A 14,281-nucleotide genomic window follows, 5' to 3' on the forward strand; every position below is an offset into this window, starting at 1 on the left:
CAGCAGACTACACCGAGGGTATACCTCGCGTATATACCCTCGGTGTGTTCGTGGGGAACGCCTGGTCCAGGCGCTGCTGGGGATGGAGTCGGGCGCGGCGCCGCTGGTGTGCGGTCAGCCGGTCAGGGCGCGGGCCACCGCGTAGCCGACGGTGGCCGCAGCGAGCCCGGCGGCAACGCTGCCGAGCACGTTGGCCAGCGCAAGCAGCCGATGACCACCAGTGGTCAGCCGCAGCGTCTCGTAGCTGAAGGTGGAGTAGGTGGTCAGCGCGCCGCAGAACCCGGTACCGAGCAATGCGCTGACCGCCGGACCGGCCGGCCACCCGACCAGGAAGCCGAGCAGCAGCGACCCGGCCACGTTGACCAGCAGCGTCCCCCACGGGAACGCCGAGCCGTGCCGGGACTGCACGGCCCGGTCGGTGAGGTAGCGCAACGGCGCGCCGACGGCCGCGCCCAGTGCGATGAGCAGCACGGTCATCGGGTCACCCGGCGCAGCAGCCCGGCGGTGACCGCGTCGCCCAGCCCGACCGCGACGAGCGCACCGAGCACCGTCGCGGCGAGGTACGCCAGCGCGATGCCCGGTGCGCCCGCGACGACCGCCTGCTGGACGTCGACCGCGTACGTGGAGAAGGTGGTGAACCCGCCGAGCACCCCGACCCCGAGGAACGGGCGGGCCAGCGGGTGCCCGCCGCCGAGGTGCCCGAGGACCGCCATCAGCGCGCCGATCAGCAGGCAGCCGGACGTGTTGACGATGAAGGTGGCCCAACCGAAGCCGCTCGGTGGGTGCGGAACGGCGTGTTGCAGGCCGGCCCGGGCCAGCGCGCCGAGCACCCCGCCGGCCGCGATCGCGGCGAGGATCGTCGCGGGACGCGCGGTCAGCTCGCGGCGGTCGGCGGGGACGCGCAGGTCGACGTCGGGGTCGGTACGCGGCTCGAACGGCTCTGGCACGGCTCCTCAGCGTAGTGCCGGCGACGGCGGCGTCAGCGCACAGCCGCGACGGCGGCGTCCGGGCCGCCTCGCCAGACCGTGCCGACTTCGCTGAAGCCCGCCGCGGTGAGCGCGGCCAGGTGCCAGGAGACCGGCGGGGTCCAATCGGGGCTGTGTCCGGTCGGGTAGATGGCGTGTCGCTGGGCGACCAGCGGGGCGAGCGCCGGGTCGGCGCCGGCCCGCTCCCACCAGTCCGACCAGGACAGCATCGAGCCGGCGGCGTACCGGGCGTTGCGCCGGTCCCGTGCCCGGTCCATCAGCCGCTTGGTCAGCTCCGGCACTGTGTCGTCGGGCATGTGATCGGCGTTGACGAAGACCCCGCCCGGTCGCAGCACGTCACGCAGCTCGGCGTAGAGCTGCCCGAGCCGGTCGGCCGGCAGCCAGTGCAGGGCGGTGGCGGTGAGCACGGCGTCGTACTCCTGGTGGGGGAGCGTGGAGCGCCACTCGGGGGTGCCGAGGTCGGCCGTGATGATGGTGGCCCGGTCGGCCAGCGAGGCGGCGGCGATGGCGAGCAGCGCCGGGTCGAGGTCGACCAGTGTCGTCTCGGCGGCGGGGAAGCGAGCGAGGGTCCGCAGCGAGATGGTGCCGGTGCCGCCGGCCAGGTCGAGCACGCGCGGCGGCCGGCCGTCGAGGACAGCGTCGACGGTGTCGAGCATGGCGGTGAACCGGTGTTCCCGGTCCGGGAGGTAGGCCTCCTGTTGACGGTCCCAGCTCTCCTGCCAGGCCCAAGGATCCACAACGTAAGGACTCATAGAGGTCAGGCTAGTTACGGCACGACAAGGTTGTCCAGACCTTGTTGCACATCTTTTGCAATTGCGAGATGATGGCAGAGCGATGATCAGGGCGACGCCGGGTCGGGCACCCGCCCGGCCCGGCGTCCTCCTTTCGACGACGTCAGACCGGGGCGTCCACAAGGCGCGCGTCGGCCCGGGCCGGCTCGTCGCGGCGGGCCAGCCGCAGCGCGCCGAGGAGCACGCCCAGGCCGATGAGGGTGAGTGCGGCCCCGGCCCAGATCGGCGAGGTGTAGCCGAGTCCGGCGGCGATGGTCACCCCGCCGATCCACGCGCCCAACGCGTTGCCGAGGTTGAACGCGGCGATGTTCGCCCCGGACGCCAGGGTCGGCGCCTGGTGGGCGTACCGCATGATCCGCATTTGCAGCGGCGGCACCGTGGCGAAGCCGAACCCACCCATCAGCACCAGCGCGACGATGGTCAGCACCGGATTCGTGGCGGTCAGCGCGAAGCCGACGAGCACCACGGTGAGCACCGCCAGGACGGTGACCAGCGTGCGCGACAGTGACCTGTCCGCCGCCCGGCCGCCGAGCAGGTTGCCCGCGAAGAGGCCCACGCCGAAGAGGACGAGCAGCCACGGCACGGTGCTGGTGGCGAAGCCGCTGACCTCGGTCAGCGTGTAGGCGATGTAGGTGAATGCGCCGAACATCCCACCGAAGCCCAGGACGGTGATCACCAGGGACAGCCAGACCTGCGGGTGGGTGAAGGCGCGCAACTCGCCGCGCAGCCCGCCGGCCGGGCGGTCGGCGGTGGCGGTGGTGCCCGCCGGGATCAGCAGGGCCAGCCCGATCAGGGCGACCACCCCGATGGCGGTGATCGCCCAGAACGTCGACCGCCAGCCGAAGTGCTGCCCGAGGAAGGTGCCGAACGGCACGCCGAGCACGTTGGCGATGGTCAGGCCGGCGAACATCATGGCGATGGCGCCCGCCCGTCGGGCCGGTGCGACCAGGCCGGCGGCGACCACGGCGCCGATGCCGAAGAACGCGCCGTGGCAGAGCGCGGCGACGATCCGACCGGCCATCATCACTGCGTAGTCGCCGGCGACGGCGGAGAGCAGGTTGCCGATGATGAAGAGCACCATCAGGCCGAGCAGCACCGGTTTGCGCCGCAGGCGGGTGACGGCCGCGGTGAGGGCGACCCCGCCGACCGCCACGCTGAGGGCGTAGCCGGAGATCAACCAGCCGGCCACCGGCTCGGTGACCGCGAAGTCGGCCGCCACCTCGGGCAGCAGCCCCATGATCACGAACTCGGTGAGCCCGATGCCGAAGGCGCCGATGGCCAGCGCGATCAGGCCGGGCGGCAGGGACTTGGGGCGTACGGACATGGTCTTCCCATCGGGAGAGGGTATTTGTGCGGCGCTTGCAACTACACGCGCCCGCAACGAAATACTTGCACGCGCTTTATATCGGCGCAAGCGTGGTAGCCTGGGGTCCGTTCAGATCACACCGAGGAGGCCGCCATGGGCATCGCCGACGACGCGGTCGAGATCCGCGCCCAGGGTTGGCGCACCCTCGCCGCCCTGCACGGGCTGATCGAGACGTCCCTGGAGCGGGCCCTGCAGGCCGGCCACGGCCTCTCCGTCGTGGAATACACGGTGCTCGACGCGCTGTCCCGCCAGGACGGCTGGCACATGCGGATGAGCCAGCTCGCCCGCGCCGCCGCGCTCTCCGGCAGCGCCACCACCCGGCTGGTCACCCGCCTGGAGCAGCGAGGGCTGCTCACCCGCATCCTCTGCGCCGACGACCGGCGCGGCATCTACACCGAGCTGACCCCGGCCGGCTCCGAGCTGCTCGCCCAGACCCGACCGACCCACGACCGGGTGCTCACCGACGCGCTCGCCCAGGCGGAGGCCACCCCCGAGCTGGCCCCGCTCGTCGACGCCCTGCACCGGCTGCCGGTCACCGGCTGACCGCCCCACCGGCCCCGGCGACAGCGGGCGTACGGTACCCGCAGCCCCACCGGGACCGCCGCGCCAAGGAGGCAGCCGATGCAGGACCGCACCCCTCGTCCCGAGGAGCTGGAGCCGATCGAGCGCGCCGGCATCGACGAGCTGCGCGCCCTGCAACGCGACCGACTGCGCTGGTCGTTGCGGCACGCGTACGACAACGTGCCGCACTACCGGCGGGCGTTCAAGGCCGCCGGCGTGCACCCGGACGACTGCCGGGATCTCGACGACCTGGCGCGCTTCCCGTTCACCGGCAAGGCGGAGCTGCGGGAGAACTACCCGTTCGGCATGTTCGCCGTACCCCGGGAGCGGGTCGCCCGCCTGCACGCCTCCTCCGGCACCACCGGCCGGCCGACAGTGGTCGGCTACACCCGCGACGACCTGCGCACCTGGGCGCGGCTGATGGCCCGCTCGATCCGCGCCTCCGGCGGCCGCCCCGGCGACCGGGTGCACGTCGCGTACGGCTACGGGCTCTTCACCGGCGGCCTGGGCGCGCACTACGGTGCCGAGGAGCTGGGCTGCACTGTCATCCCGGTCTCCGGGGGCATGACCGAACGTCAGGTCATGCTGATCCGCGACTTCGAGCCCGAGGTCATCATGGTCACGCCCAGCTACCTGCTGGCCATCGTCGACGAGATGCGCCGCCAGGGCATCGACCCGCGTGCCACCTCACTGCGGGTGGGCATCTTCGGCGCCGAGCCGTGGACCGAGGACATGCGCCGCGAGATCGAGCAGCAGCTGGACATCCACGCCGTCGACATCTACGGGCTCTCCGAGGTGATGGGCCCCGGCGTGGCGACCGAGTGCGTCGAGACCAAGGACGGCCTGCACCTCTGGGAGGACCACTTCTACCCGGAGATCATCGACCCGGTCACCGGGGCGGTGCTGCCCGACGGCGAGCGGGGTGAGCTGGTGTTGACCTCCCTGACCAAGGAGGCGATGCCGGTCGTGCGCTACCGCACCCGCGACCTGACCCGTCTGCTGCCCGGCACCGCCCGACCGATGCGCCGGATCGAAAAGATCACCGGCCGCACCGACGACATGATGATCCTGCGTGGGGTGAACATCTTCCCCACCCAGATCGAGGAGTTGATCCTGCGCACCCCGCAGCTCTCGCCGCACTTCCAGTGCGTCCTCGATCGACACGGCCGGCTGGACACCCTCACGGTGCGGGTGGAACGGCGAGCCGACGTCGACGTGGACGCCGCCGAGCGGGCCGGCGATGCGCTGGTTCAGCTGGTGAAGAACACCATCGGCGTGAGCGTGGCGGTCGACGTCCTCGCCCCCGACGCCGTGGAACGGTCGATGGGCAAAATGCGCCGCATCGTCGACCAGCGGCCTGCCTCGCTGTCGCCGTCGACATAGGATCCAACCCATGCGCGTGCTGGTGGTCTCCGCCCCGCTCGTCGGGCACGTCTTCCCGCTGGTGCCGCTGGCGGTCGCCCTCCGCGACGCCGGCCACGACGTGCTGGTGGCCACCGGCGGCGGAGCTCTGGCCGCCGCCGAGGCGGGCCTGCCGGTGCACGACATCGCGCCGGGCTTCGACTTCCGCCGGATCGCGCTGCGGATCCTTCCCCGTCACCCGCTGATCGCGCGGGCGGAGATGGCCGGCACCGCCGGCACCCGGGGCGCCGGCCTGCTGTTCGGCGCGCTCAACGACCAGCTCGTCGACCCGGTGGTCGCGCTGGCCACCCGGTGGCGGCCGGATCTGGTGCTGCACGAGCCGTTCGCGGTCGCCGGTGCGGTGGCCGCCGCGCGGCTCGACGTGCCGGCCGTACGCCAGGAGAACGCCCTCTTCGACGGCCGGGACCTGGTCCGGGCCACCGTCGCCCGACTCGGCGCGGCGCTGCGCCGGCACGGCCTCACCGAGCTGCCCGCGCCGGCCGCCGCCCTCGCCGTTGCCCCACCCAGCGTTGCCACGCAGGGCGGCTGGCCGATGCGCTACACGTCCTACGTCGGCGGCGGGGAACTGCCGGCCTGGTTGCGCGAGCCGGGTGAGCGCCAGCGGATCCTGGTCACCCGCAGCACCCTCACCGGCCCCGGCGATCGGGGGCCGATGCCCGCCGTGGTGGCCGCCGCAGCCGAGGTGGACGCCGAGATCGTGCTGGTCCGCCCCGACGAGCGCTCGGCCCGCTCGTTGCCCGGCAACGTGCGGGTGGTCGGCTGGATTCCGCTCGACGAGGCGTTACCGGCGAGCGCGGCGCTGGTGCACCACGGTGGCGCGGGCAGCGCCCTCGGCGCTCTCGCCGCGGGCCGGCCCCAGCTGGCCACCACGGGTCCCGGGGACCGGCGGCACAACGCCGAGCTGGTGGCCCGTCGGGGCGCCGGCCTGGCGCTGCGTCCCCGGGACATCACCGCGCGGGCACTGACCCAGTTGCTCACCGACGAGCGCCTGCGGACCGCTGCCGCGCAAGTCAGCCGCGAGATCGCCGAGATGCCGCCACCGACCGACCTCGTCGTGCGGCTGGCGGCACTGGTCTGACTCTGAGGCCCGCCGTACGATTTACGTGCGATTAGGGGCGGCCATCAGTACTTTCCCCGATAGTCCACAGTTGGAGTACTAGGAACTCGGCGTGTCAGTCCCGTTGCATGGGACACCGATACCCAGCTGCACTTGTGCCGTCTGCCCCCGCGACCGGATTGTCAGCGGTAGGCAGGTTGCCCGCGCAACCCACGTGCCGCCGACAAAGGCCAGCCACTGAGGTTGGTCATCGACAGGTGCGCAGGCACGCACATGGGCGCTCACGGCTGGCACCACTGAAGAGCCCCATCCGAGACGTGCCCTGTCCTCCCAGCCAGGTGCCACCCGAAGATCAACCACTGCGCCGCCGCGTACGACCAACCCCCATTTGGCGAACAGCCGGGCTGCCGGATCCGCTTCCCCCGATTCCTCTGCTTGAAGCACCGTCCGGTCAGGTACCGCGACGTCCTCTCCCACGAGCCGATAATCTGTCGGCGGTTCCTGTAGCGGAAAGCCCGATACAGTGCATGACTCCTGCCTAGCGCTCCCGTCGGTTGACGGGGATGCGCTGGGGTCAGCCCTCAGAGATGCAGTTGGTGCCGGTGATCGGGCCTCACCCTGGCTGGACCCTTTTGGGGACGTACAGGCAGCCGGCGTCACCATCAGGCAGATGCTGAGCGGCCACCACACCATGCGGCTAGTCCTTCGCATGCGCGTTACCCCCTGAACGGCGAGGCCTACGACGGTAAGGGCGCGACGTGAAGCGTCACCGTACCGGAAGGCGGGATTCATCCGATGCGCCGTGCCATCAACGTGCCAGTAGCCGGTACCCCCGCCCGTCACCAGGGGGCACGAACGGTCAAGCACTTCGCGCATTGATCTGGCCCACCAGGTCCTTGTCGGCATGATCTTCGTCCTTCCAAACTGGCGCTCCGGGCCGCCTGACCCGGGCAGTCCCCACCTAGTCCGCAAGAGGCCGACCGACAGCGGGGGAGTGATGTGAGATGTCGAGAGGCGTTTCCGCTGCTAGCGACCCATGCGCCCAGGTCGGCGGAGCGAGCATTTTGATCTCCCACTCCGTGGGTTCGGGGTTCGAGTCCCCGGCGGCGCACCAACGATCAAGGCCCTGGCGGGTGGTCGCTCGGAGCGGTCGGTAGCGTCGATCGACGCGGCGACGTTCGACAACCACCCCAGCTGGGATAACAAGGGTACGGTCGACAGTCGACCCGGGGTGCGTGCCCACCTCGCGCTCGCACAGGTTGAGGACACATGCGCACCACCACGATCGGCGACGTGAAGGTCCTGCTGCCGGACCTCGAACCGGACGACCTCGACACCACGACGGACCTGGCCGGCGGCCTCACCGAGGCCCTCGTCGAGGGCGCCGGCTGGCTCGGTGCCCACCTTGAGGACGCCCGCATCCGCAGCAGTCTGATCACCGGTGTGGACCTGAGCGAGAGCACCTGGGAGGCCGGCAGCCTCGACGGCTGCGAGATCACCCGCACCGACTTCTCCGGCGCGACCCTGACCGGCATCACCATCGAACGCTGCGCCATCACCGGCTCCCGGTTCACCGGCGCCAGACTCACCGACGTACGCCTCAAGGACGTCCTGTTCGACGGCTGCCGCTTCGACTACGCCACCTTCCACCGCGTCACCGCCGCCGGCTCGGTCGCCTTCACCGACTGCACTCTCACCAACGGCGCGTGGTCCTCCTGCCGACTACCGCGCATCGCGCTGCGGTCATGTGACCTCGCCGGACTGGAACTGGACTCCTGCCACCTCGACGGCACCGACCTCCGGGGCAGCCGGCTCCAGGGCCTCAAGACGCCGCTGGACAACTTGCGCGGCGTCACCCTCGGCGAGGGCCAACTTCCTGACCTCACCCAGCTGATCGTCGCCGCCCTCAACCTCACCGTGCGAAACGACTGAAGCCGAGGAGGCATCGTGCTCGCTGAACCCACTGGCAGCCCGGACACGATCCTCGTCTGCATCCGGGGCAACTCCGGCTCCGGCAAGAGCAGCATCGCCCGCGAGCTACGACGCCGGCACGGCCGGGGCTGCGCCCTGGTCGAGCAGGACTACCTGCGCCGCATCCTGCTGCGCGAACGGGACAAGCCCGGCGGTGCGGCACCCGCGTTGATCGGGCAGACCGTTCGGTTCGCCCTTCCTGTTAACTGAACTAACGAGAATGTTCTTGCAGGCCGAGGGGCATGCCCTTGTTTGCTGGCTAGGGTGCTCGACCATGATCGATGAGAGTGGAGCTCGGGATCTCGCGTCGCTTGTCGTGGCTCGGATCGGGCGGCTGGCGGAGTCCGGCGATCCGTGGGAGCCGTATCGTCTTCTGGATCACGCGGGTCGGCCTGTCGCGCCGGCCGCTGCATTCCTTGGGGAGTTGCAGGCGGCGGGTCGCACGGCGGCGACCCAGCGGTCGTACGGGATGGATCTGTTGCGGTGGTTCCGTTTCGTGTGGGCGGTCGACGTGCCGTGGGACGAGGCGACTCGCGTAGAGGCTCGGGACTATTGCCGGTGGGTTCAGGTTGGCCGGAAGCCGGCGACGACTCATTGGAGGCGCTCGGCAGCGCCGGGGTCCCCGGTGTCGGTGTCAGCCGTGTCGAGGGGTGCGCCGAATCGCGTTACGGGCCGGTCGGCGCCGGGGCCGACCTACGCGCCGGCGACCGCCGCGCATGGCGAGAGTGTGCTGCGTGGGTTCTACGACTTTCATGCGGAGGCGGGCAGCGGGCCGATGGTCAACCCGTTCCCGTTGGCGAGGCGGCGTCAGCACGGCAGGGTCGACGCGCACCACAACCCGATGGAGCCGCATCGGCGGGAGCGGGTGGGCAGGTATCGACCCAAGCTGCCGCGACGGTTGCCGCGCCGTATCCCGGATGGGGTGTTCAATGAGCTCTTCGCCGGCCTCGGTTCGCACCGTGATCGGGCACTTGTGGCGTTCTGGGTGTCGACCGGGGCTCGAGCCTCGGAGTTGCTCGGTGCGCGGATCGGTGACCTCGACGCGGGACAGCAGCTGGTCACGGTGATCCGCAAGGGCAGCCAGGCGATGCAGCAGATTCCTGCCTCGCCTGACGCGTTCGTCTGGCATCGCCTCTATCAGGCCGAGGTGCACGGCAAGGTGCCCGCCGGCTTCGATGATCCGCTGTGGTGGACCTTACGCAGCCCGTTTCGCCCGTTGACCTATCACGCCGCCTACCGCATGTTCGTTCGGGCCAATCAGGCGCTGGGCATGAACTGGACGCTGCACGACCTTCGTCACACCGCCGCGTATCGAATGGCACGAGACCCCGAACTGCCGCTGACTGACGTGCAGTGGATCCTGGGCCATGCGCACCTGACGACCACGCAGATCTATATATCGGCCCCGGCGGACGAGGCGATCGCGAGCGTCCTGGCTCACCACGTCCGCCGTTCCCAGCAGCCGGCCATGCCGCCCCTGCAGGCACCCGGCTACCGGAGCGAGTCGTTGAATGTGTTGTTCGGTGAGGACGGCTGGTGATCGGCGCCAAGGTGGAGCAGACGCCCGGCGAGGCTGTTGGTGCTCGCGGGAAACGGGCGATGCCGGGCCCTGCGGACCTGTCACCGCTGCTGCAGCAGTTCCCGCCGCGGCCGGTGGCGCCCTCGTGGCCGGCCACGCAGGAGTCCCGGGGTCAGGTGCTGGCTCGCGTTCTGGCACCGCCGTTTACGTTCGGCAACGCCCAGTACCAAGACAGCGCCCGACGTGGGCTGACCAGCGTGCTGACCTGGTTGGCTGCCACTTCGGGCGACACCTGGCAGCAACGGTGGCTGGCCAGCGGCGCCGAACAGGCCGCCGACTGGCGGACGCTGCCCGCGGAGCACACCGGATGGGTCGCCGGGCGGCGCAAGCCCTACACCCGCGACAAGACCGATGAGTGCACCACCGGGCTGATGCTGCTGATCTGCGCGGACGTGATCCGGCCGAGCACACGCTGGCTGCTGGTGACCAAGACACCCAAGAACCTGGCCGCGTCATTGGCTCGCACCCGCGACCCGCTGGCGTTCGCCGCGCTGATCGAGCAGTGCGGTCCGCTGCGCACCGCGGCGACCACCCGCAACCTCGCGTTGGCCCGCATCGCGACGATCATGGCCGCCAAGGGCGGGCTGGTCAGGGATATCACCGTCGGCGACTGCATCGAGATGCACCGCATCGCGTCGATGACGACGGTGGGTCGGCCGTTCTTCTACCAACTACTGCGCTCCCTGGGCGGTTTCCCGCCTGACGCTCCGATGACCGTCCGAATGTTCGGCGGCGCCGCAGGGCAGATGACGGTCGAGCAGATGATCGACCGGTACGGCATCGAGTGCAGGCCCGTGCGGAATCTTCTGGTCGACTACCTGCGCGAGTTCCTCGTCGCCAGCGACTACAGCACCGTGCTCACCCTGTCCTACGTGCTGGGCAAGATGTTCTGGCGGGACCTGGAACTCCATCACCCGGGAATCGACTCGCTGCATCTGGCACCCGAGGTCGCCGCCGCCTGGAAGCAGCGGCTGCGCACCAAGATCACCCGCACGAGGACCGCCGACGGTGGTGTCGTCGAAACCCAAAGCCAGCGCATCAGCGCGACGGACAACCTCGGCACCGTGCGTGCCTTCTACCGCGACCTCGCCGAGTGGGCACACGAGGACCCCGCCCGCTGGGCCCCCTGGGTGACGGTCTGCCCGGTGCGTGACATCGATCTGAACTTCAAAAAGATCAACACCCGACGCAAATCACGGATGGATCAACGCACCCGAGAACGACTGCCCATGCTGCCCGCTCTCGTCGCCGCTGCCGAAGCCGGTCGCACAGCGTCCTATGAACGCCTGCACACGGCCACCGAGGTCCGCCCCGGGGAGCTGTTCACCGCAGGCGGACAGACGCTGCTGCGGCCGATCCTGCCAACGGGCGCTGGCGGCAGAATCTGGGGCCAGGACCCAGACACCGGCAAACGCCGCGACCTCGAAGCCGAGGAACGCCGAGCGTTCTGGGCCTGGGCCGCGGTGGAGGTGCTACGGCTGACCGGCATCCGCATCGAGGAACTCACCGAGTTGTCACACCACAGCCTGATCCACTACCGGCTGCCCACCACCCGCGAACTCGTCCCGCTGCTGCAAATCGCACCGTCAAAGACCGATACCGAACGCCTACTGGTGATCTCCCCCGAACTCGCCGACGTGCTCAGCACGATCATCACGCGGATCCGCAACCCAGACGGCAGCGTCCCTCTGGTGGCCGCCTACGACTACGGCGAGCGGACCTGGAACCCACCCATGCCGCTGCTGTTCCAACGGCGCGTCGGCCTGGAGAACCGGTCGGTCGGCAAGGCCTCGGTCGCCCGGTGCCTCGATCAGGCCCTCGCCGACACCGGCCTCACCGATGCCAGTGGCGCACCACTGCGATTCACCCCGCACGACTTCAGGCGGGTCTTCATCACCGACGCGATCATGCACGGCATGCCCCCGCACATCGCACAGCTCGTCGCCGGGCACCGCGACATCAACACCACTATGGGTTACAAAGCCGTCTATCCCGAAGAGGTCATCAACGGCCACCGGGCCTTCATCACCCGCCGCCGCAACCTGCGACCGAGCGAGGAATACCGCACCCCCACCGACTCAGAATGGCAGGAGTTCCTCGGGCACTTCGAGCGGCGCAGGGTCGCCCTCGGCGACTGCGGCCGCTCCTACGCCACCCCCTGCATCCACGAGCACAGCTGCCTGCGCTGCCCCCTGCTGCGCCCGTCATCCCAACAGCGCAACCGGATCGAGGCGATCCGCGACAACCTCAACGACCGCATCACCGAAGCCGTCCGCGAAGGCTGGACAGGCGAGGTCGACGGACTCAAGGTCAGCCTCGCCGGCGCGAAGCAGAAACTCGACCAACTCGACCAAATGGCACGCCGAAACCACACCGTCGGACTGGGCCTCCCCGCGTTCCGAGACGTCGCCGGCCGCACCAGCAGCCCCACCACCCCACGACACCCAACGCGGAAAACAGCATCCGATACCCCACCGGCCGCAGACAACCGCTCCGGCGGACCCTGCACATCAACGGAGCAATCACGATCATGATCGGACTCGCCCTTGCATCCCCTGACCGAGTTCAGAGAATCGACCACGGCTACCACGTCGTGCTGGAGGGCATCATGCACAGCAGCCGCTACCGCAGCATGCTGATCTCCCTGCGGGACGACCACCGCGGCCGGTCGCTGTTCTGCTATCTCGACGTGTCCCTGGCCGAGACCCTGCGTCGGCACCTCACTCGACCGCAGGTCAGTGAGTTCACCGCCGAGCACATGAGCGGCTGGTACGCCGCCCATGACGTCCTGGACTGGCCCGACGAACTCGTCCTACCCGAGACCACCGGACTGAACGAGGCCGTCAAGACCATCGCCGCCGTCGCTGGGCTACCCCAGACCGGACGCGATGACGACCTGCTTCCGAGCGTTGCGTCCCCGTAGAGCAGCTCAGCCGCCTACTGACTGGGACGCTGACTCGACTGAATCGGCCATAGCCGCGGACAGACGGACTCACGCAACCCGGTTAGACCCGATGACTCGACCATGATCATGCTCCCGCTCCGCGTGGCCACACCGGACGGCCGGTCGGCTGCGGCAGGATGACCGGATGCGACACGTCGTGCTGTTCCACTCCGTGTACGGGCTGCGGCCCGCCGTGCGCGCCGCCGCCGACCGGTTGCGCGCCGCCGGGCACCAGGTCAGCACCCCCGACCTGTACGGCGTCCCGGCCACCGACACCGTCGAGGACGGCTTCGCGCTGCTCGACAAGATCGGCCACGAGGTGGTGCTGGACCGGGCCCGGGCCGCGCTGCGTGACCTACCACCGGAGACGGTCCTCGCCGGGTTCTCGATGGGCGCCGGTGTGGCCGGGGCGCTGCTGGCCGAACGCCCCGATGCCGCCGGTCTGCTCCTGCTGCACGGCACCGGCGGAGCCCCGGACGCGGTCCGACCCGGGTTGCCGGTGCAGCTGCACCTCGCCGACCCCGATCCGTACGACGCCCCGGACGAGGTCGACGAGTGGCAGCAGGCCATGACCGATGCCGCCGCCGACCTGACAGTCTTCCGCTATCCCGGCGTGGGGCACCTGTTCACCGACCCGGACGTGGCCGAGTACTCCCCGGACGCCACCGCGGCGGCCTGGCCGCGCGTGCTGGCCTTCCTGGCCGCCCGCTGAGCGCCCGGCCAGCGGCGGACAGTTACCTGGTGGCCTCCACCGTGCGCTCGGCTGGTCCGCCATGTCGATCTGCCGAGGAGCGGTATACCTCAGAGGTATAAGCATGCCTCTGAGGTATACCGCTTGATGCGACATCCGCCCCGACGAAGGTGACCGACGATGATCGTCCTGGCGTCGTAACGGGTCGGGGGACTCGCGGACCTTGCTCAGCGGGCGCTGGCGCCGATGCGCGGGGGCGTGGCGGTGCCGTGCACCCGCTTGGCGTGGCTGGCGAACAGCCGGGGTGCGATGATCGGCATGAGCAGCCGGGCCGGCAGCGGAGCGTGCGCCAGCACCGCCTTGACCACCTCCGGGTCGCCCTCGTACATGGCCAGGCCGAAGGCCAGCGGGAGCTGCTTCTTCGGGGACTTGCTCATGCCGTGCTCGCCGAGTTGCATCCACTCCCGGGCGGTGACGTGCCGTTGCGCCAGCGGCAGGATCTCGCTCTCCTCCAGGGCCATGTGCTCGATCAGCGCGGCGCGTAGCTGCTCCAGGGCGTCCGCGAGCTGCTCACCGCCGCGCGCGGTGCGGCGCCACTGGGGGAGGAGGGCGACCACCGCCGCGTGGGCGTCCTCGATGGCGTGGTGCTGCGCCTCCATGGTGGGCACGATCGCCGCGGCCGCCGCGCCGCCGCGCTCCAGCAGCCGGGGCCAGGGCAACAGGTCCTCGCCCTCGTGGTGCAGGTGCAGGATGTGGCAGAGCATGTCGGCGTGGGCGCCGACGACCTCCGCGCGCGTGGCGTCGCCCGGGTTGACGTCGCGGACGAGCTGCGGCAGCAGGCTGAATTCGCGACGGAGCGCCGAGTGCGCCATGTACATGTCGCGTACGTCGGCCATGGCTTCGCGGTGGTTCT

At 70.3% G+C, this 14,281-nt stretch carries 12 protein-coding genes and 2 pseudogenes; 9 read left to right on the plus strand and 5 right to left on the minus strand.

Annotation, left to right across the window (positions count from 1 at the left end):
* Positions 1-114: 114 nt before the first annotated feature.
* From crcB to AB0K35_RS25010, 4 genes are all read right to left on the minus strand, one after another.
* The gene (crcB, locus tag AB0K35_RS24995) at positions 115-477 is read right to left on the minus strand and encodes a fluoride efflux transporter CrcB (RefSeq protein WP_238670676.1); all 363 of its coding nucleotides are present in this window, start codon (positions 475-477) and stop codon (positions 115-117) included.
* A complete protein-coding gene (locus tag AB0K35_RS25000; RefSeq protein WP_238670677.1) occupies positions 474-947 on the minus strand; it encodes a CrcB family protein in 474 nt (157 codons plus the stop codon). The genes crcB and AB0K35_RS25000 overlap by 4 nt, the downstream gene beginning before the upstream one ends.
* A gap of 32 nt (positions 948-979) precedes the next feature.
* The gene (locus tag AB0K35_RS25005; protein WP_363888010.1) at positions 980-1,738 is read right to left on the minus strand and encodes a class I SAM-dependent methyltransferase; all 759 of its coding nucleotides are present in this window, start codon (positions 1,736-1,738) and stop codon (positions 980-982) included.
* A 142-nt stretch (positions 1,739-1,880) separates the two neighbouring features.
* Entirely contained in the window at positions 1,881-3,101 is a 1,221-nt protein-coding gene (locus AB0K35_RS25010; protein WP_238670679.1) for an MFS transporter, read from the minus strand.
* Positions 3,102-3,236: 135 nt separating this feature from the next.
* Between AB0K35_RS25010 and AB0K35_RS25015 the strand changes: the two genes are divergently transcribed.
* The 9 genes and pseudogenes from AB0K35_RS25015 to AB0K35_RS25055 all read left to right on the plus strand — a co-directional run bounded on the left by AB0K35_RS25015 (position 3,237) and on the right by AB0K35_RS25055 (position 13,389).
* Entirely contained in the window at positions 3,237-3,686 is a 450-nt protein-coding gene (locus AB0K35_RS25015; RefSeq protein WP_238670680.1) for a MarR family transcriptional regulator, read from the plus strand.
* A gap of 78 nt (positions 3,687-3,764) precedes the next feature.
* Entirely contained in the window at positions 3,765-5,087 is a 1,323-nt protein-coding gene (paaK, locus tag AB0K35_RS25020) for a phenylacetate--CoA ligase PaaK (protein WP_238670681.1), read from the plus strand.
* A gap of 10 nt (positions 5,088-5,097) precedes the next feature.
* Positions 5,098-6,204, plus strand: coding sequence for a nucleotide disphospho-sugar-binding domain-containing protein (locus AB0K35_RS25025; RefSeq protein WP_238670682.1), 1,107 nt, complete (start codon positions 5,098-5,100; stop codon positions 6,202-6,204).
* A gap of 1,248 nt (positions 6,205-7,452) precedes the next feature.
* The gene (locus AB0K35_RS25030) at positions 7,453-8,115 is read left to right on the plus strand and encodes a pentapeptide repeat-containing protein (RefSeq protein WP_363888014.1); all 663 of its coding nucleotides are present in this window, start codon (positions 7,453-7,455) and stop codon (positions 8,113-8,115) included.
* A gap of 15 nt (positions 8,116-8,130) precedes the next feature.
* Positions 8,131-8,352: pseudogene (locus AB0K35_RS25035) on the plus strand (kinase); the annotation flags it as partial.
* A 76-nt stretch (positions 8,353-8,428) separates the two neighbouring features.
* Positions 8,429-9,694 (plus strand): site-specific integrase, encoded by a 1,266-nt coding sequence (locus AB0K35_RS25040; protein WP_363888016.1) that lies wholly within the window; start codon positions 8,429-8,431, stop codon positions 9,692-9,694.
* Complete coding sequence (locus AB0K35_RS25045) at positions 9,691-12,267, plus strand: site-specific integrase (protein ID WP_363888019.1); 2,577 nt, start codon at positions 9,691-9,693, stop codon at positions 12,265-12,267. Before AB0K35_RS25040 ends, AB0K35_RS25045 begins: the two co-directional genes overlap by 4 nt.
* Before the next feature lie 38 nt (positions 12,268-12,305).
* A pseudogene (locus AB0K35_RS25050) lies at positions 12,306-12,656 on the plus strand (kinase); the annotation flags it as partial.
* 166 nt (positions 12,657-12,822) lie between these two features.
* Positions 12,823-13,389 (plus strand): dienelactone hydrolase family protein, encoded by a 567-nt coding sequence (locus AB0K35_RS25055; RefSeq protein WP_363888022.1) that lies wholly within the window; start codon positions 12,823-12,825, stop codon positions 13,387-13,389.
* Between the two features lie 206 nt (positions 13,390-13,595).
* Here the strand turns inward: AB0K35_RS25055 and AB0K35_RS25060 are convergent, their stop codons facing one another.
* Positions 13,596-14,264 (minus strand): hemerythrin domain-containing protein, encoded by a 669-nt coding sequence (locus AB0K35_RS25060; RefSeq protein ID WP_363888024.1) that lies wholly within the window; start codon positions 14,262-14,264, stop codon positions 13,596-13,598.
* Positions 14,265-14,281 lie beyond the last annotated feature (17 nt).

The sequence above is a fragment of the Micromonospora sp. NPDC053740 genome, assembly GCF_040677775.1.
GTDB classification, from domain to species: domain Bacteria; phylum Actinomycetota; class Actinomycetes; order Mycobacteriales; family Micromonosporaceae; genus Micromonospora; species Micromonospora alfalfae.